The organism is Streptomyces speibonae, from assembly GCF_984686075.1.
In genome coordinates, this window is sequence record NZ_OZ480260.1 from 485,691 (window position 1) to 512,113 (window position 26,423).

Genomic DNA, 26,423 nt, shown 5'->3' on the forward strand with positions numbered 1-26,423 from the left:
TCCGGGTTCTGCGATCCGATCGAGTACTCACCCTCGGCCGATTGCCCCGGTCGGCCCAGGCCACACCGTGCCGTGGGCGGAAAAAGGGGAACGCGGTCTCTGGGACGTGCGGACGACGACGAGGAGGGCACCATGGGGCGCGACGGCGGGGACGACGGGGACGGCGGCAACAGCGCGTACGGCAGGAGGCCCTTCAAGCGGTCGAGGGCGCACTTCAGGGACCGGATCACCGCGGACGGCCGGGACGGCTGGCCGGTGGCGGCCGGGCGCTACCGGCTCGTGGTGAGCCGGGCCTGCCCGTGGGCGAGCCGGGCGCTGATCTCCCGGCGGCTGCTGGGCCTGGAGGACGCGCTGTCCCTGGCGGTCGTCGATCCCCTCCAGGACGACCGCAGCTGGCGCTTCACCCTGGACCCTGACGGGCGCGACCCGGTGCTGGGCATCCGGTATCTGAGCGAGGTGTACGACCGGCGTGAGCGGGACTTCCCCGGCGGGGTGAGTGTGCCGGCGATCGTGGACATACCCAGCGGCCGGCTGGTCACCAACGACTACCAGCAGATCACCCTCGATTTCGCCACCGAGTGGACGTCCCTGCACCGCGAGGGCGCGCCCGACCTGTATCCGCGGGCGCTGCGCGACGAGATCGACGCGGTGATGGACGACGTCTTCCGGGACGTCAACAACGGCGTGTACCGGGCGGGTTTCGCCACCGGCCAGGACGAGTACGAGGAGGCGTGCGCGGCCGTGTTCCGGCGTCTCGAGCGGCTCGCGGGGCGGCTGGAGACGCAGCGGTACCTGGTGGGCGACACCATCACCGAGGCGGACATCCGGCTGTTCACCACCCTGGTGCGGTTCGACGCGGTGTACCACGGCCACTTCAAGTGCAACCGGTGGAAACTGACGGAGAACCGGGTGCTGTGGGCGTACACCCGTGACCTGTACCAGACGCCCGGTTTCGGCGACACGGTGGACTTCGACCACATCAAGCGGCACTACTACCAGGTGCACACCGGCATCAATCCCTCGGGCATCGTGCCCCTCGGTCCCGATCTGTCCGGCTGGACCGAGCCCCATCACCGCGAGGAGCTGGGCGGCCGGCCCTTCGGGGACGGCACCCCGCCCAAGCCGGTGCCGGACGGCGAGGAGGTACCGGCGCGGGGCCGCCCCTGACCGCCTCCGCGGGCCGCCCGGCCCGGCGGACTCCCATCCGACGACAACGACAGAGCCGAACAGGAGATTGACGTGGCGAAGAAGAGCAAGAAGAAGATGCCGCTGGCGTACAAGCCCATCGGTTTCGCGCTCGGCTGGACGAGCGGCACCGTGGCGGGGATGGCGTTCCAGAAGACCTGGAAGGTGATCCGGCACGAGGACGACGCGCCGGACGCGCTGGACCGCGACCGCCGGTGGGGCGAGATCCTGCTGGCCGCGGCCATCCAGGGCGCCATCTTCGCGGTGGTGCGCAGTGCCGTGGACCGGGCCGGTGCCAAGGCGATCGAGCGTTCCACCGGCACCTGGCCGGTCCCGGACAAGGGCGGCCGCGACTGACCGGGGCGGTCAGCCCTGCTTGGGGGCCGTCGGAACGCCCCGGCGGACGGTGAAGGAGTGGCCCGCCGGGTCGGCGTAGCCGCGCTCCTCGGCGGGTCCGGAGGGGTCGCCCGCCTCCATCGGGCGGCCCCCGAGGCCCACGATGAGACGCTCCACCGCGTCCAGGTCGTCCACGACGAACTCCAGGTGCGCCTGGAGCGAGTTCTCCGGGCGTGGCCAGCTGGGCGCGGTGGCGTTGGCGTCGCGGCGCAGGGCCAGCCGGAAGCCGTCGGCGGCCCGGATCTCCACCCGGTTGGCATGGGCGTCGGCCTCCTCGGCGCCCAGCAACTCCTCGTAGAACTCGGCGAGCTTCTCGGGCTCGGCGCAGTCGAGCACCACCACGCCCGTCGTCACCAGTGCCATGTCTCCTCCGCAGGGGTCCGGGCGCGGGGCGCTCCCGCACCGCCCTGTACGTGACACCTGTCCCCACTCGCCGGTTTCGGTCGGGCCGGCGAGCGACGAACGTCACAGAGACACGAAAGAACTCGGTCGCAATTCGAAGACATATGTCAATCGAACATGCTCAAATTCGCTCGACCGAAGGTAACTTGCAGGGCAGGGACCGGTGTTGGGGCCGATCCCCTCTCCCCGAGCACCGGAGCAGGCTGGAGGCGATGGCGTCGTGCGGTACGAACCTGCACCGCTGACCCGGCATCTGCGTGTCCGTCAGGACCGTGGCCACACGGTCCTGGAGTTCCGCGGCGAGATCGACATCGCGGCGGCCGCGGAGATCGTCCCCCACCTGGACGTGGCGACCGCCGAACCGGACGCGAGGGTGGTGATCGACCTGACCGGGGTCGAGTTCTTCGACCTGTCGGGGCTGCGCCTGCTCTACCGGGCCCGGCACCGGACCATGGACGGCTCCGGCAGCCTGCGTCTCGTCTGCACCCACCCGTTGACGCTGCGGATGCTCCGCATCACCGGCCTGTCCCGGCTGCTGCGTCCGTGGCCGAGCGTGGACGCGGCCCTGGAACAGCCCGAGTCCGCCTCCGGCCCGGTCTGACGCGCCCCCGGCGGCCGCCGGGCGCCCGCCGTGCGCCCCCTCGTGCTTCGGACGCGGCCCCGCATCCGCCAACTTCCCTGCCTGTTCCGGGACCTGAGGGGCATCCGGACTTCCAGGGAAGGAGGGCCGTCGCCATGACGACTCCCGATGAGGGACCGGCCGTACGGGTGCCCGGGTGGGTGAAGGCGGTCGGCGCGGTGGTGGTGCTGCTGGCCGTGCTGGTCGCCGGGATGGGACTGAGCGTGCTGCCGGGCCTGAAGGACCTGTTCGGCACGGAGACCCGGGACCGCACCGGGCCCGCGCTGCTCGAGTCCGTCCAGGACATCAGCCGCTACGACGCCGCCTCGGGCAGCTTCCAGGTGGTGGTGGACCTGGAGAAGGACGCCAGGTTCCTCCCCGACGCGATCCGCGGCAGCCGCACGCTCTACGTGGGCGCCGGCACCGTGGACGCCTATGTCGACCTCGGCGAGCTGGACGGCGACGACGTCCGGGTCGACGAGGACCGCACCTCGGCCACCCTGCGGCTGCCCCACGCGCGCCTGGGCACCCCGGCGCTGGATCCCGAGCGCTCCTATGCCGTGTCGAAGCAGCGCGGGCTGCTCGACCGGCTCGGCGACGTCTTCGCCGACAACCCGAACAGCGAGCAGGCCGTGCAGAAGCTCGCGGTGCGGCACATCGGCGACGCGGCCGAGGAGAGCGGGCTCGTCGAGCGGGCCGAGGCCAACACCACCGAGATGCTGGAAGGGCTGCTGCGCTCGCTGGGCTTCGAGCGGGTGCGGGTCACCTACGGCGACTGATGACCGCGTCACCGGGTAACCGCGTTGTCCCGAAGGAAAGTTGACGAGCCGAGGAGATCTTGATGGTCCGCGCCGCCCCGCGTCCGCTGCCGCTCCCCGTGCGGCTGCTGGTGCTGTTGTGCGCCCTCGTCTTCATGGTCGTGTTCGCGGTGATCCTCGCCCGGCTCACCTTGCAGCCCTCCCCCGCGTCGGAGGCGCTGACCCACACGAACCTGCGTCCCGGGCGCTCCCTGAGGGCCTATCTGGACCAGCCCGGGCTGCGTGACGCCGTGCGGCAGATCGGCGGCAACATCCTGCTCGGCGTGCCTTTCGGCGTCCTCGCACCGGTCGTCGCACCGAGCACCCGCGGATTCCTGCGGGTGCTGGTGGTGACGGCCGTGGTGATGCTGCTCGTGGAGTCCGCCCAGGGCGCCCTGGTGACCGGGCGCGCCTTCGACATCGACGACGTCATCCTGAACACCTGCGGCGCGCTGGCCGGCTATCTGCTGCTGGGCCGGCGTCTCAGCCGGGCCGTGCACACACGCGGGCCACGTGCCTGACCGCGGGCGGCGGGCACGGTGGCCTCACAGGTCCCGGCAGTCGGAGACACCGTCCAGCCACGCGGCTCCCTGGATGTAGATGTTGGTCATCCAGGCGTCGTAGTCCGGAAGGTAGGACCAGACGTCGTTGGTGTACCCGTCGGACGTGACCTCCTCGGCGTGCGTCTGGCAGCGGACCCGGATCGTGGTCGGGCCGGGGAAGGCATAGACGCGCCTGGCGCCGAGCGCGGGCTCCGCCTTGGTCCACACGCCGGTGCCCCAGGTGCGGAAGACATGCCCCGTCACCGGACCGGTGTCGACGCGGACCGCCCCGACGTAGCCGCTGTTCAGGCGGACGTCGCTCACCATGATCTTCGTCCCGGACTGCCGCGCCTCGGCCATCTTGCCGTCGCCGAGGTAGAGGGCGATGTGCGTGAGCTCCCACGAGGTGCCCCAGGCGAGCAGGTCACCGGGGCGCAGCGGGGCGAGGCCCTGGTCGGCCGTGAAGCGTTCGGCGGCCCGGTGGGTGTAGTACTGGGTGCTGGCCGCGCCGTTGAGGATGTCCGAGCCGGTGGCCCGGGCGTAGGCGTGGCGGACCAGGCCGGAACAGTCGAACCCGAACCGCTCGGGGTCGTGCTCGCTGGCCGGGTCGCTGGGGTCCACCTGCCCGTAGGTGGGGCCGGGCTGCGGCCCGTGGCCGCCGCCCCAGGTGTACCAGGTGCCCGCCGCGACCTCCGCGCAGGCCGCGCTGATCGCCCGCTCCGCGGCCGGCGAGGCACCGGGCGCGAGGACTGCGCACTCCCCGTCGGCGGCGGGCGCGGGCGGGGCGGCGGCCGCGACGGTCGCGGGCACCCAGAACAGTAAGGCGAGCAGGCCGGTGATGACGGTATGGATGACGCCGGTTCTCCGGAGCATGCCGGAACCCCCGTTTCGATGGCTGTGGTCGAGGCGCCGGTACGAAGGCGGGGCCCGCGCGGCGCCGTCGTGGGTGAGGTGCCGTCCGGCCGGACGCGACACAGTGTTCCGGCCGGGGCCACGGCCCGTCGAGCGTCCGGCGTCCCCCTCTCGGAAGGGCAACGGGAAACCCCGGGGCAACCCCTGCCGAGCAGCGCGTTCGTCGGCGGACGGCGCGTCAGGTACGGGCGCAGGAGGAGCGGGTGACGGACATCGGCAGACCGGCGGCGGACGCGGTCCGCCCCTCGGGGGTCATGTCCTCGCGCAGCCGGCAGATGCGCTGGAGCCGGGCGGCGGGGTCGAGACCCCACAACTGGACCGTGCCGTCGTTGCTGCTGCTGGCGACCGTGCGCCCGCCCGGAGCGAAGACGACGTCCCACACCGCGTTCGTATGGCCGGTCAGGGTGGCCCAGAGCCGCCCGGCCGTCTCCCACAGCCGCACCGTGCGGTCGTTGCCGCTGCTGGCCAGCATGGTCCCGTCGGGTGAGAAGGCCACGCCCCGCACGGAGCCGGCGTGCCCGGTCAGTGCTCCTCGCAGTCGCTCGCGCCGCGGGTCCCACAGCCGTACGGTGCCGTCATTGCCGCTGGTGGCGAGGGTGTGTCCGTCCGGGCTGAAGGCGACGCCGCGCACCGCTCCCGTGTGACCGGTGAGGACGGCCGGCGCGCGGCGCCGTGTCACGTCCCACAGCCGTACGGTCAGATCGTCGCCGGCGCTGGCAAGGGTGCGTCCGTCGGGGGAAAAGGTGACCGCGTTGACGTAGTCGCTGTGGCCGGTGAGCGTGGCGGTCTCCCGGCGCCCCGCGACGTCCCACAGCCGCACCGTGTGATCGGCGCCGGCGGAGGCCAGGGTGGCGCCGTCCGGGGCGAAGGCCACCGAGAAGACCGCGCCGCTGTGGCCGGTGAGGGTCTTCAACTGCCGGCGTCCGGCCACGTCCCACAGCCGTACGGTGCCGTCGGAGCCCGCCGACGCCAGGGTTCTGCCGTCGGGGGCGAACGCGACCGAGAACACGCTTTCGCGGTGTCCGGTGAGGGTCGCCGGCCGGCGGCGCCCCGCGACGTCCCAGAGGCGGACCGTGTGATCGGCGCCGGCGGTGGCCAGCAGCTTGCCGTCGGGGCTGTACGCCGCCTGCCAGACCTCCGTGAACGGGCGGGTGGTCAGCGTCGGGCCCCTCAGGTTCCACAGCACCACCGACCGGTCGAAGCCGGCGGTGGCCATCATGCCGCCCGCCGGGTCCACGGCGACGCCCATGACGTAGTCGGTGTGTCCGGCGAGGGTCCCCGCGGCGCGGCCGGCGCGCACGTCCCACAGTCTGGTCGTGCCGTCCCCACCGGCGCCGACGACCGTGGTGCCGTCGGGGGTGTAGGCGACGGCGTTGACGTCGTCGCTGTGGCCGGTGAGGGTGGCGGTCTCCCGGCGCCCGGCCACGTCCCACAGCCGCACCGTCCGGTCGACGCCGCCGGTGGCGATGCGGCGGCCGTCCGGGGCGAACGCCGCCCCCAGCACCTCGTCGGTGTGTCCCCGCAGCACGGCGAGCCGACTGCGCGCCGTCACGTCCCACAGCCGTACGGTGCGGTCCTCGCCGGCCGACACCAGGGTGTGCCCGTCCGGCGCGTACGCGAGGGCGTTGACGCGTCCCGTGTGTCCGGTGAGGGAGCCGGCGGTCCGGAAGCCGTCCCGCGTGTCGTGCAGTTGGACGCTGCCCCGCGCGGTCGCGACGGCGAGGGTGCGTCCGCGCGGGGCGAAGGCGACGGCCCGGGCGCCCTCGGTGTCCGCGGACAGCAGCGTCGTACGGCGGTCCGCCGTGCTCCAGACCCGTACCGGTCCGGCCGTCGACGTGGCGGCGAGCATCGCGCCATCGGGGCTGAAGGCGACCGCGCGCACGCGTCCGGGCACCGTGAACGCGGCGGTCCTGCGGCGGTCCGCCACGCTCCACAGGGCCACCGTCCCGTCCGAGCTCGCGGTGGCGAGCGAGCGGCCGTCCGGTGCGAAGGCCACCGCGTTGACCGGGCCCCGGTGCCCGTCGAGGCGGGCGGCGAAGGCCTGGGCCTGGGTGGACAGCAGGGCTCCGCGGGCCTCCGGCGTCGGCTCGGCGCGGTAGGCCGCCTCGGCGAGGAGCATCGACGCCTCCGGCCGGCCGCCGGTCAGGGCCTGGGACTGCGCCGCGAGGGCCCGCGAACGGGCGATGCGCTCCTGGTCCAGCGCGCCGGCCCGCTGCTGGTGCGCGAGGCACCCGGCGGTGAGCGCGAGCCCCAGCAGGACGACGAGGGAGACCAGCGTCCCCTGACGGACCCTCACCTGGCGCCGGGCCTGCTTGCGACGGTTGCCCTCCTCGGCCAGGCTCGCCCGCAGGAACGCCTCCTCGCCGGGGCTGAGCCGGCGCCATCCGTCCAGTTCGTCGGCCCACGTGCGCGCGGTCTCCAGCCGGGGACCGCGGTAGAGGGCGGAGGTGTGGCGGCCCTCGCGCTCCCAGTCGGCGGCCGCCTGGGCCAGCTGCTGGTGGGTGAGGAGCCCGGCCCGGTCGGCGTGGATCCAGCCGCGCAGCCGCGGCCAGGCGTGCAGCAGGGCCTCATGGGTGATGTCGACGGTGTGACGGTCCATGGTGATCAGCCGGGCCCGGACGAAGGCGTCCAGCGCGGTGGCGGCGACCTCCGCGTCCCCCACCTGCTCCAGCAGGGCGTCCCGTGCCATCCGGCGCCGGGTGGCCCCGGTTCCCTCGGCCACGTGCACCAGCCGGGACAGCAGCCGGCGGATCGTCTGCTGCTCGGCCGGGTAGAGGCGGGTGAACACGTCCTCGGCGGTCCGCGCGATCGCTCCGTGGATGCCGCCGGTGCGCTCGTACCCGGCGACGGTCAGCACGGATCCGTCCCGTTGCTGCCAGGTGGCGAGCAGCGCGTGGGAGAGGAGGGGCAGCGCGCCGGGCGGGGTGTCGCCGGCCTCGCCGGGTCCGCGCGCCTCCTCGGTCCCCTCGCGCAGCCCGGCGTCCCGCAACAGGAGTTCCACGAGGCCCGGTTCGAGGGTGACGCCGGCCAGTTCCGCGGGACGGGTGATCGACTCGCGTAAGCCGGCCGTGGACATCGGGCGCAGGACGAACAGGCCCTGGGTGAGGACCTCGGCGAGGCAGGGTGATTCGAGGCAGCGTCCGAGGAAGTCGGCCCGCATGCCGAGCACCACGACGGCAGGGTCGGAGTCCGGGGAGGCCGCCAGGGCGCGCAGGACGCGGACGAAGTCCCGCCGCTCGCCCTCGTCGGCGCAGAGGGTGAACAGCTCCTCGAACTGGTCCACGATCACCACCGGCCGCACAGGCGGCCGCCGCTCCCCCGCGGGGGTGTCCTCCGAGAGCCGGTGCAGGGCCTCCAGCAACGTCTCCGGCCGGTGCCGCACGTTCCCCGCGGTGACGCCCAGGTCGGCGCCCAGCGTCTTCGAGGAGCGCTCAAGGAGCTCCTCCAAGGGGTGGGCCGTGGGAGTGAGCGAAACGACCGGCCATCGGTCCGTGCCCGGCATCGGAAAGCCGTCGGGGCGCCGCAGGGCGGGCACCAGCCCGGCGTGCAGCAGCGACGATTTGCCGGCGCCCGAGGGGGCGACCACCATCAGCGGTCCCTGCCCGATACGGGCGAAGACCCGCTCCACCAGCGCGGCCGTCGCCCGTTCCCGGCCGAAGAACCACCGGTCGTCCTGCGCGGTGAACGCCGAAAGGCCCCGGTAGGGGCACGCGGTGCCGAACGGCCCCGAGAGCGCGCCGGCCCCGGCCGGGCCGCCGTCGCCGCCGCCGCGTCCGGCCGGGGCGTCCTGGACCAGCTCGAGCAGCGCTCCCCGGGCCTGCAGCACCTGGTCGCAGCGGCGGGCCACGTCGACGGTCGCGCGCTTCGCGCCCGTCTCGATCTTGCTGAGATATCCCTTGCTGTAGTGCGTCCGGCGGGCCAGGGCGGCCAGTGACAGGCCTCGTTGCTGTCTCAGCCGCCTGAGTTCCCCGGGGAAGGACCGCGTGGTCGGCGCGCGCCCCTCCCCGTCGTTCTTCCCGTTGGACGCGTCCCCGTTCCGTTCCCCCACAGCGGTCCCCCTGACGGTGCGTGTCTGGGCCGTGACGGCATCGCCCAGACTACTGCGGGGGTCCGACAACACACGCGGCTTTCCGGTGCCGCCGAGCGGCACCGGAAAGCCCTGACCTGGACCGTCGCCCGTCGCTGACCGCTACGGGCGATTCAGCTTGACCGAGTTGACGGGCGTGAGGTCGCGGTAGACGCCCCAGCCCTCCCCGATGGTCTCCGTGCAGTTGGTGCCGTTGTATCCGTTGCAGAGGCTGGCGGTCGCGCCGCCGTACTGGTTGTTGTAGACCCAGTGGTGACCGAACTGGTTGCTCAGGTTGTGGGCGCCGTAGCTCCAGAAGATGTGGGTCGGGTTCGGGTTGTTCCTCGGGTCGACGCCCTCTCCGTAGATGCAGACGGCGCCGTAGGGGCATCCGTCCCACTCGTCCGCCGCCGGCTTGGCCTCGGCCGAGCCGCTCAGTGCCACCACCGCGGCCGCCGCCGTCGCGAACGCGGCGGTGCCGCGGAAGAACTTGCCCATGTGCTTCCCCCTGGTCGGTGTCCCTGCCGGCCGGCAGGTGTGCTGTCGCTGACACCTGAGACTGTGGCCCGCGGGGCCGCCGGGGTCGACGGGTTTCCCGTCGCCCGTCACGCGGGCAGCCGGGAAACCCCCGGTGACCTGGCCACTGGGGAAACGCGGGCGACGGGGGATCCCCCCTCGCCCTAAGGCCGCTCGTCCTGATCCTGGCGGGCGCGGGGGGCCTGGCGCGGGGTCCAGGTGAACTTGTCCCCGCCCACCCAGCGGACCACGTCCGGGTCGTCCAGGTCGTGCACTCTGATCCCGTACGCGGCGGCGGCCTGGAGCACGTCGGTGATGGACCTGGCCTCACCGACCACCTGTCCGTCGATCTCCACGATCCGGAACGGCGGCGTCCCGGGCTGTACCCCGAGCACCGTGATCCGCGGGTGCGACATGTACGGGCTCGCGCTTTCGGTCATGCATCGAGGGTAGGCCGCAAACGCCCCGAGCGCGGGTCCTGGTGCCCCACGGAACATGCCCCCGCCCGGGCTCCGGGCGTCCGCCGTGCGGCCGTACCCACGCTGGGGAACTCTGGAGCGAGGAGGTGGCGATGGACCCCGTCGAGGCACTGGACAGGATCGCCTTCCTGCTGGAGCGGTCCCTGGCACCGACGTACCGCGTCCGGGCCTTCCGCACCGCCGCGCGAACGCTGTCGGAGCTCGGCGCGGACGAGGTGCGGGAGCGGGCGGCGGCCGGAGTGCTCGAGCGGCTCAGGGGGATCGGGCCGCGGACGGCGCAGGTGGTGCTGGAGGCGCTGGCCGGGGAGGTGCCGGGCTATCTGAGCAGGCTCGAGGAGGAGGCCGCCGGGGAGCCCGCCGACCGGGCGGGTCAGGAACTGCGGGCGCTGCTGCGCGGGGACTGCCATGTGCACTCCGACTGGTCGGACGGCGGCAGCCCGATCGCGGAGATGGGCCGCACGGCGGCGCGGCTCGGCCACGAGTGGGCCGCCCTCACCGATCACTCGCCGCGGCTGACCGTGGCGCGCGGGCTGTCCGCCGGCCGGCTGCGCGGGCAACTGGAGGTGGTCGCGCAACTCAACGAGACCTGGGCGCCGTTCCGGCTGCTGACCGGCATCGAGTGCGACATCCTCGAGGACGGGTCCCTCGACCAGGACCCGCGGCTCCTCGGGATGCTCGACGTCGTGGTGGTGTCCGTGCACTCCAAGCTGCGGATGGACGGCCGGTCGATGACGCGCCGGATGGTGGCGGCCGTGCGCGACCCGCACTCCGACGTGCTCGGGCACTGCACGGGGCGGCTGCTGAGCGGGCGGGGCCGGCCGGAGTCGCGGTTCGACGCGGACGAGGTGTTCGCGGCGTGCGCGGAGACCGGCACCGCCCTGGAGATCAACAGCCGGCCCGAGCGGCTGGACCCGCCGCGGCGCCTGCTGCGCCGGGCAGTGGAGGCGGGAGTGCTGTTCTCGGTCGACAGCGACGCGCACGCGCCGGGCCAGCTGGACTGGCAGATCCTCGGGTGCGCCCGGGCGCAGGAGTGCGGTGTGCCGCCCGGGCGGGTGGTCACCACGTGGTCGGCGGACGAGCTGCTGGCGTGGACCCGGGAGCGGAAGGTGCCCGCCGGAGTGGCGGGCGGATGAGGTGGTACCCGGACCGTCCGCGAGGAGAGGAGACGCCGCGTATGGACAGGGCGGCCGTGTTCGATGTCGACGGCACGCTGGTCGACACCAACCATCTGCATGTGACGGCCTGGTGGGAGGCGTTCCGGCAGGCCGGTCACCGGGTGCCGATGCACGCCGTCCACCGGGCCGTGGGACTGCCCTCGGCCGGTCTGGTGGCGCACCTGCTGGGCGAGGACCGGGACACCGGCCGCGACGAGGAGCTCAGCGCCGCGCACAAGGCGCTGTACGGGCAGTACTTCGACCGGTTGCCGGCGCTGCCGGGTGCCGGGCGGCTGCTGAAGCGGCTGCACCGGGACGGCTGGACGGTGGTGCTGGCCACGTCCGCGGGCGGTGCGGAGCTGAGCGCCCTGCGCCGGGTGATCGGCGCCGACGCGGCGATCGACGCCACGGCGAGCGCCGACGACGTGTCGGAGGGCAAGCCCGCCCCCGAGCCGGTCGAGCACGCGCTGGAGCTGGCCGGGGTGCCGGCGGAGCGGGCCGTCCTCGTCGGGGACACCGTGTGGGACATGCGGGCGGGCACCCGCGCGGGGGTGCGGTGCGTGGGCGTGCTGTGCGGCGGCATTCCGCGCGCCGATCTGGAGGAGGCGGGCGCGGAGGCAATCTACGACGACCCGGAGCATCTGCTGGCCTCCCTGGGGGAAGGGCCGCTGGCATGAGGGTCCGGTGGCTCGCTGCCCGGCGCGGCCGGGAGACGGGCGGCTGATGACGTCGCCGGTGGAGGAGACGGGGCAGCGCGGCGCCGTACGGAGGGTGTCACCGGCACGGGCGGCGGCGGCAGCGGTACGGCGCGACGTGCGCTCCGTCGCGGGCGCCGCGCGTGCGGCGTGGCGGGGCCCCGGCCGGGAACGCGACCTGCTCGTGCAGTCGCTGAAGGCGGCCGCCGCGGCGCTGCTGGCCTGGCTGGTGGCCCGGGTGTGGATCGGCGACCCGATGGCCCTGATGGCGCCGTGGGTCGCGCTGGTCCTGGTGCAGGCCACCGTCTACAGCTCGCTGGTCCAGGGGGCCCGGCAGTTCACGGCGATCTGTGTGGGGGCCCTGGTGGCGTCGGGCGCGCAGGCGGTCACCGATGACACGACGGGGGCCCTCGCCCTGTCGGTTCCGGTGCTGATGCTGCTGTCGAACTGGCCGCGCTTCGGCGACCAGGGCATCTACGCCGCGACCACGGCGGTGTTCGTCATCGCCACGGGCACGGTGAGCGCGGCCGCCGTCGGGCACCGGCTGGGGCAGGCGGCGCTCGGCGCGGTCATCGGGGTCGCGGTCAACGCGCTCGTGCTGCCGCCGATCCATCTGCGGGACGTACGGGAGAACCTGGCGGCCCTGGCCCGGGAGGCGGGTGACGTGCTGCACCGGGTGGCCGGGGATCTGCGCGAGGGCGAGTGGGACGGGCAGACGGCCCTCGGCTGGGTCGGCGCCTCCACGGGGCTGCACAGCCGTCTGGAGGCGCTGCGCTCGGCGCGCGGCTGGAGCAGGGAGAGTCTGCGGCTGACCTCCGGCGTGCTGCGCGCGCTGAGCCGGGTGCCGGCCAAGGCCCTGCCGCCGGAGGACGAGGACGAACGGTTCAGCCGGGTCACCGGCCATGTGACGACGCTGACCCGCACGCTGGCGGTGGCCGCGGACGAGCGGCGGACGCCCGCCGCACCCGACACGGACGCGCTGCGCCGCTACGCGGAGCTGCTGGAGCTGATCGGTGACAGCTGCCGGGCGGAGGCCGACCGGCTGGTGGACGACGACGCGCGGGCGGACCCCACGCTGGACGAGCGGACGGCGGCGGTGATGCGGGAGCTGCACGAACGGCTCCAGGAGGGGCTGCGGGAGCACGCCGGTCAGGGTGCCGCGCCGACGGCCGTGCTCGGGGCGCTGCTGCTCCAGGCGGAGAACCTCTGGGCCGAGCTCGACGGCGGCGGGGCCGGTGACGCACCTCACGCCCGTGGGCGGCCGGGGGCGGAACACCCGGGGGTGGTGGACCGTTGAACAGGACGTGGGTGCGGATGGGACAGTGTCCCCGGGCCTCACCATTCGCCCACAGGGACGATCGTTCGGCTGAAGCCCTGTGGAGCCTTTCGCCGAGAGGCGACCGCCGTTCGCGCCCACTCCTTGTCCGCCCCGACCGTGATTCCCCCGTCGCGGTCGGGGCTTCCTCTGTGCGCCGCCCCGCGTCACCTGGCGCGCGGGCGTGACGCCCGCGCCGTTGGTGGGTACCCGGCCGTCCCGGCGGAGCGTACGGCCGAGAGGAGCCGATGTGAGCAGCGCAACGGGCAGGAAAGTCGTCGTCACCGGCGCCACCGGCAACGCCGGGACCAGCGTGCTACGGGTCCTCGCGCAGGAGCCGGAGGTCGCGTCCGTACGGGGTCTGGCCCGGCGCATCCCCGAGTGGTCACCGCCGAAGACCGAGTGGTCGGCCGTGGACGTGGCCTCGGACCGGTTCGATCTCGTCGAGGAGTTCGCGGGCGCCGACGCGGTGGTGCATCTGGCGTGGGCGTTCCAGCCGACCCATGATCCGGCGACCACCTGGCGCACCAATGTGTTCGGCAGTCTGCGGGTGTTCGACGCGGTGGCCGAGGCGGGGGTGCCGGCGCTGGTGCACGCCTCGTCGGTAGGGGCGTACTCGCCGGGGCCGAAGGACCGCGCGGTGGACGAGTCCTGGCCGACGCACGGCTGGCCGGACGCCGCCTACTGCCGGGAGAAGGCCTATCTGGAGCGGGCCCTGGACACGTTCGAGCGGGACCATCCCGGGACGCGGGTGGTGCGCGTGCGGCCCGCGTTCCTCTTCAAGCGGCAGTCCGCGAGCGAGCAGCGCCGCATCTTCGGCGGGCGGTTCCTGCCGGGACCGCTGGCGCGGCCCGGTCTGCTGCCCTTCCTCCCCGACGTCCCGGGGCTGCGGGTGCAGGCGCTGCACACCGACGACGCGGCCCAGGCATACCGGCTGGCCGTGCTGTCCGCGGAGGCGCGGGGCGCGTTCAACCTCGCGGCGGAGCCCGTGATCGACGCGGATCTGCTCGGGGAGATGCTGGGCACCCGCCGGGTGCGGCTGCCGCGCCCCGCGGCCCGCTCGGCCGTGGCCGCCGCCTGGGGGCTGCGGCTGCTGCCGGCCTCCCCGCATCTGTTCGACGCCGTGCTGCGGCTGCCGCTGATGGACTGCACGCGGGCGCGCGTGGAGCTCGGCTGGCGGCCGGTGCGCACGGCGACACAGGTGGTGGAGGAGTTCCTGCTGGGCATGCGGCAGGGCGCCGGGGAGGAGACGGAGCCGATGCGGGGGCGGAAGGTGGGCTGAGCCCGGGTTTCGCCGGCCTGTGCGGAGGTACCCGCGAGGGCTCGCCCACGGATGAAGGGAGAGGGCCGTGACCGACCACCGTCTCGAAGGCCCCGGTGAGAACGGCGCCGGCGTTCCCCGGGACCTGCCCGACCAGCAGGCCGGTCCCGGTGAGGACCCCTGGGAGGTCGCGCCCGGCGCCGCGGAACGGGAGAGCGGGAAGAAGGACGAGGAGCCTCGGGAGCCGGAGTCCGGCGGACCCGCGGCCGACGTGCCGGACACGGACGAGGCAGGCACCGGCCGTCAGGGCGCCCCGCACTCGGCGTCCCCCAACCCGGAGCATCCCGTGCCGGACGAGCCGGCCGACTAGGGTCCGCCGTCCGGATCACGCCGCAGCACACCGACGATGCCCTGTCAGCACAGTGAGCGGGGCCCGGTGCGTGCGGGGGGGCGGAAGAGGGCGCCAGGGACGAGCCCTGGCGGCCGACGGCAACGCCGCGGGTGCGCACGCCGGGCCCCGCGTCGGCGCCTCGCCGTCAGCGCGGGGTGCGCTCGCGCAGGGCGTTGTGCCAGGCGGGGGGCGGAGAGGCGGGGTCCGGGTCGGGGCGGCGGCCGCCTCGGGCGAAGAAGTCGGCGAGCGGCAGGATCGCGGCGCCGACGGTGACCGCGTCGGGGCCGAGACGGCCCAGTTCGATCGTCACCTTCTCGGCCGGGTGGCGCAGCGCGTACGACAGGGCGTGCTTGCGCACGGCGGGCAGGAAGCGGGAGCCGAGCTGGAGGCCGGCCCAGCCGCCCACGAGGATGCGCTCCGGCTGGAAGAGGTTGATCAGGTCGGACAGGCCGGCCCCGAGGTACTCGGCGGTCTCCTCCAGCACGGCGAGCGCGACCGGGTCGGGGCCGGTGGCGCCGGACGGGTAGGCGGCGGCGAGCATCGCCGTCAGCGCGGTCTCCTCGTCCGTGCCCTCCGGCACCCGGCCGCCCTCCTCGCGCCAGCGGGCGAGCAGCGACTCGGCGCCCGCGTACGCCTCGAGGCAGCCCAGCGCACCGCAGCGGCAGCGGCGGCCCCTGACCCGCACGGTCAGATGCCCCCATTCCACGGCCCTGCCGTGCTCCGCCTCCGGGGTGACCAGGCAGGCGCCGACCCCGGAGCCGAACAGCACCACCAGGGCGTTGCGGGCGCCGCGTCCGGCGCCGAACCACATCTCGGCCTGGCCGAGGGTCCTGGCGCCGTTGTCGATGAAGTAGGGCACGGTGGCGGGCAGCGGGGAGCCGGTGCGGAGCATCGCCTCCAGGGGGATCGAGTCCCAGCCGATGGTCTGCCCGTGCACGACGGCGCCCCGGTCGGGGGTGTGCTCGACGATGCCGGGGACGCCGATGCCGACGCCGAGGAGCCGCTCGGGGTCGAGTTCCGCGGCGGCGAGCACCTCGCCGATGCCGGAGCGGATGTGGTCGACGATGACCTCGACGTCGTAGCGCTGGTGCTCCAGCGGGCGTTCGGCGCGGGCGAGCTCACTGAGGGTCAGGTCGAACAGTTCGATGCGCACGCGGGTCTCGCCGACGTCGACGCCGATCATGTGGCCGCTCAGTGGCGCCACGCGCAGCAGGGTACGCGGCCGGCCGCCGTCGGACTCGACGCTGCCGGCCTCCTCCACGAGTCCGTCGGCGACCAGGTCGGCGACGACGTTGCTCACGGATCCGGAGCTGAGTCCGGTCGCGGGGCCGAGTTCGAAGCGGCTCAGCGGGCCGTCGAAGTACAGCCGTTGCAGCACGGCCGTGCGGTTGGCCCGCCTGAGGTCGCGCACCGTGCGCCCGTTCCGCCCCGCCATGTGGCTCCTTCCACGACCCTGCCCGGCCTTCCCGACCTGCAACATACCGCTCGCGCGGGGGTCCGCGCGACTTCCCTGACCCCTTATTTAATGTAGTGAATTAACCAGTACCGACCGGCCGGGAAATTCGCTGGCTCCTCCTGCCGCCCGGCACCTACGCTGGAAAACGTAAACCTAGACCCCCTAGGTTTTGCGGCCCGCCCGAATGGCGGGTGCGGCCCGCGCACCGAGACCGCAGGAGACACCCCCATGAGAGCGCTCACCGAGCAGGACATCCGCACGTCGTTCATCAACTGCTCCAAGGGTGAGGCCAAGCGGCTCGCCGTGCCCCGGGACCTGGACGAACGCCCCTGGCACCAGCTCGACTTCCTGGGCTGGCGCGACCCCGGCGCGCCCGACCGCAGCTATCTCGTCACCGAGCGCGGGGACGGTCTCGTCGGTGTGGCCCTGCGGTTCCAGCCCGGCCGGCGCGGCTTCCTGCACCGCAGCATGTGCTCCCTGTGTCTGACCACCCATCCGCGCGGCGGTGTCTCGCTGATGACGGCCCGCAAGGCGGGTGCCGCAGGGCGGGAGGGCAACTCGGTCGGCGCCTACATGTGCACCGACCTCGCCTGTTCCCTCTATCTGCGCGGCATCAAGGTCTCGCAGTCCGGGGCCCGCTTCGAGGAGAGCCTCACCCTTCAGGAGCAGATCGACCGCACGCGCCAGAACCTGTTCGCCTTCCTCGACACCCTGTAGGCCCTGCCCGGCTTGTCCCCCCGGGGGGCTTCCGTAGCGCCCGGACACGTTCGACGCGTCCGGGGACGGGGAACCGTCGGAGGATGCAAGTGGTACGGGAGATGACCGCGCCGGCCGTTCGCTTCGTCAAGCGGCACCGGGACCCGGTGACCGTGCAGACCGTCCGGTCGGCGGCCGCCGCGACGGTCGCCTACGTCATCGCGGTGCGGCTGAGCCCGGAGGCCGCCCCGCTCACCGCGCCGCTGACCGCGCTGCTCGTCGTCCAGGTCACCCTGTACTCCACCCTGACCACCGGGATGCGCCGGGTGAACTCCGTGGTGACCGGGGTGGTCCTGGCCATTCTCTTCAGTCTGCTGGTGGGCCTGTCCTGGTGGAGTCTGGGCCTGCTGATCCTTTCGGCGCTGATCGCCGGCCATCTGGTGCGGGTGCACGAGTTCGTCCCCGAGGTGGCGATCAGCGCGATGCTGGTCCTGGGCGTGACCACCCACGGTGACACCGCCTGGGCGCGGATCGTGGAGACGCTCATCGGAGCGGTGGTCGGCATGGCGTTCAACCTTCTGCTGGCCCCGCCGGTGTGGGTGGAGGAGGCGGGCGAGTCGATCGAGGGGCTGGCCCGCCGGGTGCGGCAGCTGATGCTGCGGATCGGCGAGGAGGCGGCGCAGGGCCCGCCCTCCGAGCGCGCGGCGGCCCGGCTGCACGAGGCGCGCCGGCTGGACCACGACATCTACGAGGTGGACGCGGATCTGCGGCAGGCCGAGGACAGTCTGCGGCTCAACCCCCGGGTGCGGGAGGGCCTGCTGCACCGCATCGTGCTGCGCACCGGCCTCGACACGCTGGAGATCTGCACGGTGGTGGTGCGGGTGCTGGCGCGCACCCTGACCGATCTGGCCAAGGAGCGCGGGCGCGGCCGGCTGTTCGAGGCCGAGACGGGGGCGGTCTTCCAGCAGCTGCTGTCCGAGATCGCGGACGCCGTGGTCAGCTTCGCGGTGCTGGTGACCACGAGCGTCAGCGCGAACGCGGAGTCGGCGGAGGAGCGGCTCGCCTCCGAACTGCGGCAGGCGGCGGCCACCCGTGACAAACTGGCCCAGCTGCTCTTCCAGGAGGCCCGGCGCGACGCCCGGCAGTGGCAGCTGCTGGGGGCGGTGCTGACCGAGGTCAACCGCATCCTGGACGAGATGGACACCGAGCACCGTACCCGCCGGCTGTTCGAGGAACTGGACCGGCACTCGCAGGAGCAGCGCGAGCGGCTGCCGTGGCTCACCCGGCTGCGGGAGCGCCTGCGCACGAAGCGCGACGGTGCCTGACGGCGTTCCCGGTGGGCCAGGGCGGGAGCAGCGGGAGACGACCTGAGGGTGGGGATGAGCAGGGCCGACTGGAGCAGGCGGCGGTTCGTGGGCGCCCTCGCGGGGGCGGCGGCCGCAGTGACGGTTCCGGCGTGCGACGGTGATTCCTCCCCCGCGGACGCGCCCGTCCCGCAGGCTCCGCCCGCCGGGCCGCGCCCGCTGTACCTCGGCACCTACACCTACACCTCCGCCGAAGGCGGCGGCGAGGGCGGCGGGCCGGCCGGCTACGACCCGGAGAGGGGGCGGATCACCGCGACCGGCACGCTCACCGGCGTCCCCGACCCGTCGTATCTGGCGGTGCACCCCGACGGCCGGACGCTGTACGCGGTGAACGAGCGTGAGGACGGCGCCGTGACCGCCGTCCGGCTGTCCGACCGGAGGATCTCGGCAGCCGGAGCCCGGGCGGGGCGAGCCCCTGCCATCTGTCGGTGCACCCCGGTGGGCGGTACCTGCTGAGCGCCGACTACGGTTCCGGCACCGTCGCCGTGCACCACATCGGGGCCTCGGGGGCGCTCGGCGAGCGCACCGCGCTGGTGACGCACTCCGCTCCCCCGCCCGGCCCCGGCCAACAGGGTCCGCACGCCCACCCGTTCCTCACCGGCCCGGACGGCGGTCATGTCCTCGCCGTCGACCTGGGCACGGACACGGTGTACACCTACCGGCTGGACGAGACGTCGGGCACGGTCTGCGTGCCGTGGGCGAGCCGTTCGCCTCACCGGTCGCCGTCTGTGCGCTGCCGCTGTAGGGGCCGCCGGCAGGACGCGGCGGTGGCCTGGGAGAGCAGTACGTGCATGCGTTCGGTGAGTTGGGAGACGTCGTCCGCGGGCGCGTGGAACGGCAGGCGTACGTCGCCGTGCGCGCGGACGCGCTCGATGCGCAGGGTCAGTCCGTGCCGGTCGACGGCGAGCGGCTGGACCCGGACCGCGCCGTGCAGGCTGCCGTGATCGACCAGGCGCGTCAGCCGTTCGACGGCGTCGGCGTGGCAGTCGGCGAGGTGGGTCAGCAGCCGGGCCTCGGCGGCGGCGAGCGGGTCGGGCGCGGCGGCGGCGAAGTCGTCGACGTCCACGAGTACGGCGCCGGACGGCCGGCGGAGCACCACGCGCGTGGGCCGGAAGGCGAGTTGTCCGCCCTCGACGCGGAACCAGCCGGCCAGCCACAGCCGGGCCCGGATCCGGCTGCGCACGGGGACGGGGGCCACGTCGGCGAACTCCAGCACGGCGGACGGCTCGCCGCGCGGCGCGCAGATCGCGGTGGTGAGCAGGACGCTGTCCTCGGGCACGTCCAGCAGTACCCGGCCGTCGTCGGTCACGGTGTGCGCGCCGACGAACTCCTCCCGGGCGCCCTCCGCGGTCACCGCGCAGGACCAGGCGGCGGCGAGCACCGAGCGGGCCCGTTCCGCCGCGCCGGGTCCGGCCGCCCAGCCGTGCGTGTCCACACCCATCCCCAACCTCCTATTAGGTAAGCCTTGCCTAAGCTATAGGAGATCGGGGTGCGCGCCAACCGGACGGCGTGCCGGATGGCGTGATCTTTACGAGACCTTTCAGGACGTGAGTACGCCGAGCAGCGCACGCGCGCAGAGGTCGCGCACCTGCGCGCGCCCCAGCTCCGAGCCGCGCAGCCACTCCAGGCAGACGGCGGTGGTGAAGGCCAGCCAGCCGCGCACCGCGATCCGGACGTCCGGCCGGTTCTCCAGGGCGGACCCGAACTCGGGGTCCGCCGCGAGCGCGGCCAGGATCTGCCGCTCCTGCGCGGCCAGCGCCCGCTGATAGACCCGGCGCACCGCCTGGTCCCCCGCCGCGTCGGCACGGTGGAAGGCGCGGTACCCGTGGGCATGGGCCTCGACGTACTCCAGATAGGTGTCGAGCCCCGCGGTGAGCTGTTCGCGCACCGGGACACCGGGCACCGCCGCCGTCAGCCGGAGCATCCGCTCGCTCTCGCGCTCCACCACCGCCGCGAAGAAGTCACGTTTCGTCGGGAAGTAGTGGTAGAGCAGCCCCCGGGAGACCCCGGCGATCTCGGCGACCTGCTCGATCCACACGTCGTCGTAGGGACTCTCGGAGAACAGCCGCGCGCCGACCGACAGAAGTTGCTCCCGGCGCTCCTCGGTGCTGAGCCGGCGACGCGTGCGCCCGCCCTGGTTCGCGGCCATCCCCGCACTTTACTTGACGCCGGTTCAACAACCGGACCAGACTGGGCGCGCGTTATTGAACTCGCGTACAACACGTCGCACTCGCTCGCGGGGCCGAACGCCCGCCGGGCCGAAGGAGATCGCGTCATGGCGGAGACGACGACACGGACCGGACCGCCGGACGGACTGCCCAGGGGATTCCGCGGCGCGGACCAGGGCTGGCCCGCGCTGCACCGCATCCCGCACCCGCCGTACCGCGTGCCGCTGGCCGGTGACGTCCTCGGGGCGAGCCGGCGCACCCCGCTCCAGGACACCCTGAAGTACGCCCGCCGGCTGGGGCCGATCTTCCGGCGGAACGCGTTCGGCAAGGAGTTCGTGTTCACCTGGGGCGCGGAGCTGGTGGCGGACCTGGCGGACGAGTCACGGTTCGCCAAGCACGTCGGGCTGGGTGTGGCCAATCTGCGGCCGGTGGCGGGCGACGGGCTGTTCACCGCGTACAACCACGAGCCCAACTGGCAGCTGGCGCACGATGTGCTGGCCCCCGGGTTCAGCCGGGAGGCCATGGCCGGCTACCACCCGATGATGCTGGACGTCGCCGAGCGGCTGACGGACCACTGGGACCGTGCGGCGGCCGGCGGGCGGTCGGTGGACGTGCCCGGGGACATGACCAAGCTGACGCTGGAGACCATCGCGCGGACCGGGTTCGGGCACGACTTCGGGTCGTTCGAGCGGGCCCGCCCGCATCCCTTCGTCACGTCGATGGTCGGCACGCTCACGTACGCCCAGCGGCTGAACAGCGTGCCCGGGCCGCTGGCCCCGCTGCTGCTGCGCCGGGCCGGCCGGCGCAACGCGGCGGACATCGGGCGGCTGAACCGGATCGTGGACGAGGTGGTGCGGGTGCGGCGGGCGGGCGGGAGACGGGGTTCAGACGGGGGTGGGAACGGGGATCTGCTGGACCGGATGCTGGACACCGCGCATCCGGAGACCGGGGAGCGGCTGTCGGCGGAGAACGTGCGGCGGCAGGTCATCACCTTCCTGGTGGCCGGTCATGAGACCACGTCCGGTGCGCTGTCGTTCGCCCTGCACCACCTCGCGCGCGAGCCCGAGGTGGCGGCCCGCGCCCGCGCGGAGGTGGACCGGGTCTGGGGCGGCACGGCGGCCCCCGGGTACGAGCAGGTCGCCAAGCTGCGCTACGTCCGGCGGGTCCTGGACGAGTCGCTGCGGCTGTGGCCGACGGCGCCGGCGTTCGCGCGGGAGGCGCGGGCGGACACGGTGCTGGCGGGGGAGCATCCGATGCGCCGGGGCGCGTGGACGCTGGTACTCACCCCGATGCTGCACCGGGACCCCTCGGTGTGGGGCGATGACGCCGAGCGGTTCGATCCGGACCGGTTCGAGGCGCGGGCGGTGCGGGGGCGGGCGCCGCACGTTTTCAAGCCGTTCGGGACGGGGGCGCGGGCGTGTATCGGGCGGCAGTTCGCGTTGCACGAGGCGACGTTGGTGCTGGGGTTGTTGTTGCGGCGGTACGAGTTGCGGCCGGACGCGGGATATCGGCTCCGGGTGACGGAGCGGCTCACGTTGATGCCGGAGGGGTTGCGGTTGTGGCCGTCGCTGCGCTGAAGGGGTGCGGCGGGCTGGTGTGACCCGGGGTCGGGTCGCGCCCCGGGTTGCACTGGACGGGGGGTGGTGGCGCAGCCCGGCGCCGGCGTGGTGCCTCCCCCACTCTCGGCTCCTCCCCCACTCTCGGCTTCGCTCGAGCGGGAGGTACCCCCATGAGCGGGGGGACCCCCATCGCCCATGGGGGTACCTCCCAGGCCCTTCAGGCACTGGGGGAGGCACGACTGCCCGCGGATCGCGGCAGCGGGCAGTCGGCTCGGTGAGGTCAGGGGGGTGAGGGCTGGAGGTGTTGGAGGCGGGTGGGGTCGGCGAGGATGTGCATGGTGGTGATGCGGTGGTCGGTGATGGTGATGGACATGACCGACTGGATGCGGCCGTCCACCACGCTGAGCAGGCCCAGGGAGTCGTTGACCAGGGCCAGTCGGCCCGCGGCGGTGTAGCGGGAGAACAGCATCGCCGACTCGGCCACCGGCTTCGCGCCCCGGAGGACCTTGGAGCCGGCCACCCCGCGGACCAGCGCGCCCGCGTCGGCCCGGAGCACCACGTCCGGGTGCAGGACGGCGACCAGCGCCTCGAAGTCACCGCCGCGCGCGGCGGCCATGAACGCCTCGAGGACCTGTCGCTGCCGGCCGAGGTCGGGGTCGGAGGGCGGGGTCGTGTCGCGCACCCGGCGGCGGGCCCGGCTGGCCAGTTGGCGGGTCGCCGCGGCGTTGCGCTCCACGACCGGGGCGATGTCGTCGAACGGCACGGCGAACATGTCGTGCAGGACGAAGGCCAGCCGCTCGTCGGGCTCCAGTCTCTCCAGGACGACCAGCAGTGCCACCCCCACCGAGTCCGCCCGCAGCGCCTCCTGTTCCGGATCCGTCGAGGGGACGGAGACGGGTCGGATCACCGGGTCCGGGACGAAGGTGTCGTCCATCGGCTGCTCGCGCCGCGCGGTGCGCGAACGCAGCATGTCCAGGCAGATCCGGCCGGTCACCGTCGTCAGCCAGCCGCCCAGGTTGTCGATGGCGGCGGTGTCCGTGCGGCCCAGGCGCAGCCAGGCCTCCTGGACGGCGTCGTCCGCCTCGGTGAGTGAGCCGAGCATGCGGTAGGCGACCGCCTTGAGGTGTCCGCGGTGCTCCTCGAAGCGCTGTGCCAGGACTTCCTTGTCGTCACCCATGAGGGTCACCGGGAAAACAGCTCGAAGGCGACCGCGGGGCGGTTCCCGAACCGCTTGCCCGTCTCCTCGGCGAAGCCGGTCAGCAGACCGCGGGCGTACGCCTCCGGCTCCTCGTCGGTCAACGCCTCGATGTAGGCGCGGTGTTCGAGCAGGGAGCGGATCGCCCGCTCCATTCCGCCGGTCGCGTTCACGGCGTGCGTCGGCGCGTTCGATCCGGCGACCGCCACCCAGCGGACGCCGTTCCAGGGTTCCAGGCCCTGCTCGATGAGCTCCGGGAAGATCCAGCGGTTGCCGGCGTCACCGGCCGCGTCGAGCGTCGCCCGGCCGACGGCCACGTGGTCGGGGGTGTTCCAGTAGGTGCCGCCCCAGGTGTCCCGGTGGTTCAGGGTGATCACCAGCTCCGGCCGGTACCGGCGGACGGCGGCGGCGATGTCCCGGCGCAGCGCGGGGCCGTATTCGATGACCCCGTCCGCGTGGTCGAGGAAGGCGACCTCCGACACGCCGACGACGGCGGCGCTCGCCCGCTGCTCCAGCTCCCTGAGCGGGCCGCACTGCGCCGGCTCCAGCGTGTCGATGCCCGCCTCGCCGCGGGTCGCCAGGACGTAGGAGACCTCACGGCCGGCGTCGGTCCAGGAGGCGATCGCCGCCGCGCAGCCGTACTCGAGGTCGTCCGGGTGGGCGACCACTGCCAGGGCTCGCTGCCAGTCGTCGGGCATGGGCTGGAGTTGACTGATCGTCGGCTCGGTCATGCGGGAAGACTAACCCGCCGCACCGACCCGGCGACGGGCCCGGCATCACGCCTCGTCGCGTGCCAGCGCGAGCAGCCGGTCCAGGACGCGGGGGCCGCCGGCCCGGACGCCGTCGTGCTCGAACTCGTCGGTGACCCAGGTGCGCAGCCCGCGCACGGCACGGGCGGTCTCCAGCGCGTGGGGCGTGTGGACGTACATGTCGTCGTGGTAGACCGCCGCCGCGCCCGGGACCTCGTTGACGGCGAGGCGCGCCGGGTCGTACAGGGGCGTCCAGTCGGTGCGCGCGGCGAGCAGTTCGGCGGTCTCGCGCAGGGGGCGCAGCGCGGGGTCGCAGTCGAACATCCAGGGGTGGATGGTCTCGCCGGTGAACAGCAGCGGCTCGTCACCGGCGAGCGTCTTGGCCGCGTCGAACCGCGGGAACTCGGCGCGTACGCGTTCGGCGGACCAGGCGGTGGGCCGGGCGTCCTGGGCGTAGATCGCCTCGTGGACGAGTGCGTACAGCGGGTGGCCGGCGAAGGACAGCAGGCCCTGCACCTGTTCCTGGAAGGCGTCGGAGAGCTGAGGGCCACCCGGGGCCGGCACGAAGGCGTCCTCCAGGAGATGGTGCAGCCGGTGGCTGCCCTCGCCGCTGCCGAGCATGAGGCCGAGGGACTGGAACGCCTCGACGGTGAGGCGGTAGCCGTTGGGCAGGACGACCTCACGGGTGAGCAGGTGGTCCGCGATGCGGCGGGCGCGCTCGACGTCCCGCGGGTAGCGGGCGTAGTGGGCGGCGACCTTGCGTTCGATGCGCGGGTAGGCGGCCCGGTAGACGTCGTCGGCGTGGGCGTACAGGGACGGCAGGCCGCCGGTGACGAGCACGGTGTCCAGGCCCTCGGGGGCCATGGACAGATACGCGACGGTGCAGAAGCCGCCGAAGCTCTGGCCGAGCACGGTCCAGGGGGCGCCGCCGGTCACCCGGGGGCGGATGGCCTCGCAGTCGCGCACGATGGAGTCGGCGCGGAAGCGGGTGAGGTAGTCGGCCTGTTCGGCGGGGCCGCCGCGCAGCGGGAGGGTCTGCCGGTTGGCGGGGGTGGAGTGGCCGGTGCCGCGCTGGTCCAGGAGCAGGACCCGGTAGTCCTCGAGGGCGCGGCCGAGCCAGGCCGGCCTTCCGATGAAACGGTTCGCTCCGAAGCCCGGGCCGCCCTGGAGGTAGAGCAGCCAGGGCAGCTCCCGGCCGGCCTTGTCGCTCGCGACGGCCTCACGCGCGTACAGCTCGATCGTCTCCCCCGAGGGGTCGTCGTGGTCGAGGGGCACGGTGAAGCGGTGGTCGGTGAGGACCACGCCGGGCTGGCGGTAGCTGACGGTCAACGGGGCTCCCGGGACGAACGGATTGTCGGACCGTGACCCAGTTCAGCACACGTTCCTCCGGCCAACGAGCCCGGGATCATGCAAATCTTTGCCGCCCGCCCGCCCGTCAGCGGGCCGCGAGGCTGGAGCGCCGGACCACCAGCTCCGGACGCAGCACGACGCGGCGGTGCTCGTGGGGCCGGTCGGCGGCGGGGGTCTCGGTCTCCTCCAGCAGCAGCTCGGCCGCCAGCCTGCCCATGGTGACGGCGGGCTGGCGCACCGAGGTGAGCGGCACGGCCGCCGCGGCGGCGAACTCGATGTCGTCGTAGCCGACGATCGCCAGGTCGTCGGGGACCGCGACCCCGGCCGCGTACATCGCCTGGAGGACGCCGAGGGCGAGCAGGTCGTTGGCGCAGAACACGGCGGTGGGGCGTTCGGCGAGTCCGAGGAGGCGGGCGCCCGCGTCCCGTCCCGCGGCCACGTCGAGCCGCTCGGTGGGCAGCTCGTGCAGCCGGTCGGGCCCGAGTCCGGCCTCGGCGAGGGCGTTGAGCGCACCGGTGCGGCGGTCGCGGACCTGGTTCAGCCCGGGCGGGCCGCTGACGTACCCGATGGAGCGGTGGCCGGCCTCCACCAGGTGCCGTACGGCCAGGGCGCCGCCCGCGACATCGTCCACGGAGACCGAGCACTCGGTGGCGCCCTCGGCGACCCGGTCGACCAGGACGAAGGGGATGCCGTGCCGGCGGAACGCCTCGATGTTGCGGCCGCTGGCGTCCGCCGGGGTGAGCAGCACGCCGCGCACCCGCTGTTCGGCGAAGAGGGAGAGGTAGTCGGCCTCCTCGCCCGCGTCCTGGGCGCTGTTGCAGACCATCACGCCGAGTCCGGCCTCGCGCGCGGCGCGCTCGGCGCCGCGCGCGACGTCGACGAAGAACGGGTTGCCCATGTCGAGGACGAGCAGGCCCATGATGCGGCTGCGGCCGGCGCGCAGTTGACGGGCGGACTCGCTGCGGACGTAGCCGAGCCGGTCTATGGCGGACTGCACCCGCGCCCGGGTCTCGGCGGCGACCGTGTCCGGGCGGTTGATCACGTTGGAGACCGTGCCGACGGAGACTCCGGCGACGCGGGCGACGTCCTTGATACCCACCGACTGGGCCATCGGGATGGGACCTCCAGAAAGACGGGGGGCGGCGCGGCGGGCCAT

General features: G+C 73.8%; 25 protein-coding genes and 1 pseudogene. 14 read left to right on the forward strand and 12 right to left on the reverse strand.

Annotated elements, in window-relative coordinates; all coding sequences use genetic code 11:
* The first annotated feature begins 132 nt into the window (after positions 1–132).
* Both AC5L3C_RS02065 and AC5L3C_RS02070 read left to right on the forward strand, forming a co-directional pair.
* The gene (locus AC5L3C_RS02065; RefSeq protein ID WP_493646519.1) at positions 133–1,167 is read left to right on the forward strand and encodes a glutathione S-transferase family protein; all 1,035 of its coding nucleotides are present in this window, start codon (positions 133–135) and stop codon (positions 1,165–1,167) included.
* A 96-nt stretch (positions 1,168–1,263) separates the two neighbouring features.
* On the forward strand, positions 1,264–1,542 hold the full coding sequence (locus AC5L3C_RS02070; protein WP_190162793.1) for a DUF4235 domain-containing protein: 279 nt from the start codon (positions 1,264–1,266) through the stop codon (positions 1,540–1,542).
* Positions 1,543–1,551: 9 nt separating this feature from the next.
* On the opposite strand, the gene AC5L3C_RS02075 is transcribed toward AC5L3C_RS02070, so the two are convergent.
* The gene (locus tag AC5L3C_RS02075; protein ID WP_493646520.1) at positions 1,552–1,944 is read right to left on the reverse strand and encodes a VOC family protein; all 393 of its coding nucleotides are present in this window, start codon (positions 1,942–1,944) and stop codon (positions 1,552–1,554) included.
* Positions 1,945–2,203: 259 nt separating this feature from the next.
* On the opposite strand from AC5L3C_RS02075, the gene AC5L3C_RS02080 reads away from it, so the two are divergent.
* The 3 genes from AC5L3C_RS02080 to AC5L3C_RS02090 all read left to right on the forward strand — a co-directional run bounded on the left by AC5L3C_RS02080 (position 2,204) and on the right by AC5L3C_RS02090 (position 3,920).
* Complete coding sequence (locus AC5L3C_RS02080) at positions 2,204–2,584, forward strand: anti-sigma factor antagonist (protein ID WP_493646521.1); 381 nt, start codon at positions 2,204–2,206, stop codon at positions 2,582–2,584.
* Positions 2,585–2,718: 134 nt separating this feature from the next.
* The gene (locus AC5L3C_RS02085; protein ID WP_493646522.1) at positions 2,719–3,381 is read left to right on the forward strand and encodes a DUF4230 domain-containing protein; all 663 of its coding nucleotides are present in this window, start codon (positions 2,719–2,721) and stop codon (positions 3,379–3,381) included.
* A gap of 62 nt (positions 3,382–3,443) precedes the next feature.
* Positions 3,444–3,920 (forward strand): VanZ family protein, encoded by a 477-nt coding sequence (locus AC5L3C_RS02090; RefSeq protein WP_493646523.1) that lies wholly within the window; start codon positions 3,444–3,446, stop codon positions 3,918–3,920.
* 24 nt (positions 3,921–3,944) lie between these two features.
* On the opposite strand, the gene AC5L3C_RS02095 is transcribed toward AC5L3C_RS02090, so the two are convergent.
* The 4 genes from AC5L3C_RS02095 to AC5L3C_RS02110 form a co-directional block, all read right to left on the reverse strand.
* Positions 3,945–4,814 carry a C40 family peptidase gene (locus AC5L3C_RS02095; protein ID WP_493646524.1) on the reverse strand — a complete coding sequence of 290 codons (870 nt, stop codon included), beginning with the start codon at positions 4,812–4,814 and terminating at the stop codon, positions 3,945–3,947.
* Between the two features lie 217 nt (positions 4,815–5,031).
* Positions 5,032–8,901: an nSTAND1 domain-containing NTPase gene (locus AC5L3C_RS02100; RefSeq protein ID WP_493646525.1), complete on the reverse strand. Its 3,870-nt coding sequence runs from the start codon at positions 8,899–8,901 to the stop codon at positions 5,032–5,034.
* 141 nt (positions 8,902–9,042) lie between these two features.
* Positions 9,043–9,417 carry a hypothetical protein gene (locus AC5L3C_RS02105; RefSeq protein WP_125501938.1) on the reverse strand — a complete coding sequence of 125 codons (375 nt, stop codon included), beginning with the start codon at positions 9,415–9,417 and terminating at the stop codon, positions 9,043–9,045.
* A gap of 182 nt (positions 9,418–9,599) precedes the next feature.
* Entirely contained in the window at positions 9,600–9,875 is a 276-nt protein-coding gene (locus AC5L3C_RS02110) for a hypothetical protein (RefSeq protein WP_125501939.1), read from the reverse strand.
* 131 nt (positions 9,876–10,006) lie between these two features.
* Between AC5L3C_RS02110 and AC5L3C_RS02115 the strand changes: the two genes are divergently transcribed.
* From AC5L3C_RS02115 to AC5L3C_RS02135, 5 genes are all read left to right on the forward strand, one after another.
* The gene (locus AC5L3C_RS02115) at positions 10,007–11,047 is read left to right on the forward strand and encodes a PHP domain-containing protein (RefSeq protein ID WP_493646526.1); all 1,041 of its coding nucleotides are present in this window, start codon (positions 10,007–10,009) and stop codon (positions 11,045–11,047) included.
* Positions 11,048–11,088: 41 nt separating this feature from the next.
* Positions 11,089–11,745: an HAD family hydrolase gene (locus AC5L3C_RS02120; protein WP_125501943.1), complete on the forward strand. Its 657-nt coding sequence runs from the start codon at positions 11,089–11,091 to the stop codon at positions 11,743–11,745.
* 46 nt (positions 11,746–11,791) lie between these two features.
* On the forward strand, positions 11,792–13,060 hold the full coding sequence (locus tag AC5L3C_RS02125; RefSeq protein ID WP_493646527.1) for an FUSC family protein: 1,269 nt from the start codon (positions 11,792–11,794) through the stop codon (positions 13,058–13,060).
* A 268-nt stretch (positions 13,061–13,328) separates the two neighbouring features.
* The gene (locus AC5L3C_RS02130) at positions 13,329–14,360 is read left to right on the forward strand and encodes an SDR family oxidoreductase (protein ID WP_493646528.1); all 1,032 of its coding nucleotides are present in this window, start codon (positions 13,329–13,331) and stop codon (positions 14,358–14,360) included.
* A 67-nt stretch (positions 14,361–14,427) separates the two neighbouring features.
* Entirely contained in the window at positions 14,428–14,709 is a 282-nt protein-coding gene (locus tag AC5L3C_RS02135) for a hypothetical protein (protein WP_125501949.1), read from the forward strand.
* Positions 14,710–14,875: 166 nt separating this feature from the next.
* On the opposite strand, the gene AC5L3C_RS02140 is transcribed toward AC5L3C_RS02135, so the two are convergent.
* A complete protein-coding gene (locus tag AC5L3C_RS02140; RefSeq protein ID WP_493646529.1) occupies positions 14,876–16,165 on the reverse strand; it encodes an ROK family protein in 1,290 nt (429 codons plus the stop codon).
* 249 nt (positions 16,166–16,414) lie between these two features.
* Here AC5L3C_RS02140 and AC5L3C_RS02145 point away from each other — a divergent pair, with 249 nt between their 5' ends.
* The 3 genes and pseudogenes from AC5L3C_RS02145 to AC5L3C_RS02155 form a co-directional block, all read left to right on the forward strand.
* Entirely contained in the window at positions 16,415–16,903 is a 489-nt protein-coding gene (locus AC5L3C_RS02145; RefSeq protein WP_125501953.1) for an FBP domain-containing protein, read from the forward strand.
* Positions 16,904–16,986: 83 nt separating this feature from the next.
* A complete protein-coding gene (locus AC5L3C_RS02150; RefSeq protein WP_493646530.1) occupies positions 16,987–18,207 on the forward strand; it encodes an FUSC family protein in 1,221 nt (406 codons plus the stop codon).
* 54 nt (positions 18,208–18,261) lie between these two features.
* Positions 18,262–18,932, forward strand: a pseudogene (locus tag AC5L3C_RS02155) (beta-propeller fold lactonase family protein); the annotation flags it as partial.
* Between the two features lie 26 nt (positions 18,933–18,958).
* Here the strand turns inward: AC5L3C_RS02155 and AC5L3C_RS02160 are convergent.
* Both AC5L3C_RS02160 and AC5L3C_RS02165 read right to left on the reverse strand, forming a co-directional pair.
* Entirely contained in the window at positions 18,959–19,687 is a 729-nt protein-coding gene (locus AC5L3C_RS02160) for a DUF2470 domain-containing protein (RefSeq protein ID WP_493646531.1), read from the reverse strand.
* Positions 19,688–19,786: 99 nt separating this feature from the next.
* On the reverse strand, positions 19,787–20,395 hold the full coding sequence (locus tag AC5L3C_RS02165) for a TetR/AcrR family transcriptional regulator (RefSeq protein WP_493646532.1): 609 nt from the start codon (positions 20,393–20,395) through the stop codon (positions 19,787–19,789).
* A 126-nt stretch (positions 20,396–20,521) separates the two neighbouring features.
* On the opposite strand from AC5L3C_RS02165, the gene AC5L3C_RS02170 reads away from it, so the two are divergent.
* Complete coding sequence (locus tag AC5L3C_RS02170; RefSeq protein ID WP_493646533.1) at positions 20,522–21,991, forward strand: cytochrome P450; 1,470 nt, start codon at positions 20,522–20,524, stop codon at positions 21,989–21,991.
* A gap of 262 nt (positions 21,992–22,253) precedes the next feature.
* On the opposite strand, the gene sigJ is transcribed toward AC5L3C_RS02170, so the two are convergent.
* The 4 genes from sigJ to AC5L3C_RS02190 all read right to left on the reverse strand — a co-directional run bounded on the left by sigJ (position 22,254) and on the right by AC5L3C_RS02190 (position 26,378).
* Positions 22,254–23,150, reverse strand: coding sequence for an RNA polymerase sigma factor SigJ (gene sigJ, locus AC5L3C_RS02175; protein ID WP_493646534.1), 897 nt, complete (start codon positions 23,148–23,150; stop codon positions 22,254–22,256).
* A 5-nt stretch (positions 23,151–23,155) separates the two neighbouring features.
* Entirely contained in the window at positions 23,156–23,899 is a 744-nt protein-coding gene (locus AC5L3C_RS02180) for a PIG-L deacetylase family protein (protein ID WP_493646535.1), read from the reverse strand.
* A gap of 45 nt (positions 23,900–23,944) precedes the next feature.
* Positions 23,945–25,246 (reverse strand): alpha/beta fold hydrolase, encoded by a 1,302-nt coding sequence (locus AC5L3C_RS02185; protein WP_493646536.1) that lies wholly within the window; start codon positions 25,244–25,246, stop codon positions 23,945–23,947.
* 106 nt (positions 25,247–25,352) lie between these two features.
* A complete protein-coding gene (locus AC5L3C_RS02190) occupies positions 25,353–26,378 on the reverse strand; it encodes a LacI family DNA-binding transcriptional regulator (protein WP_493646537.1) in 1,026 nt (341 codons plus the stop codon).
* Positions 26,379–26,423 lie beyond the last annotated feature (45 nt).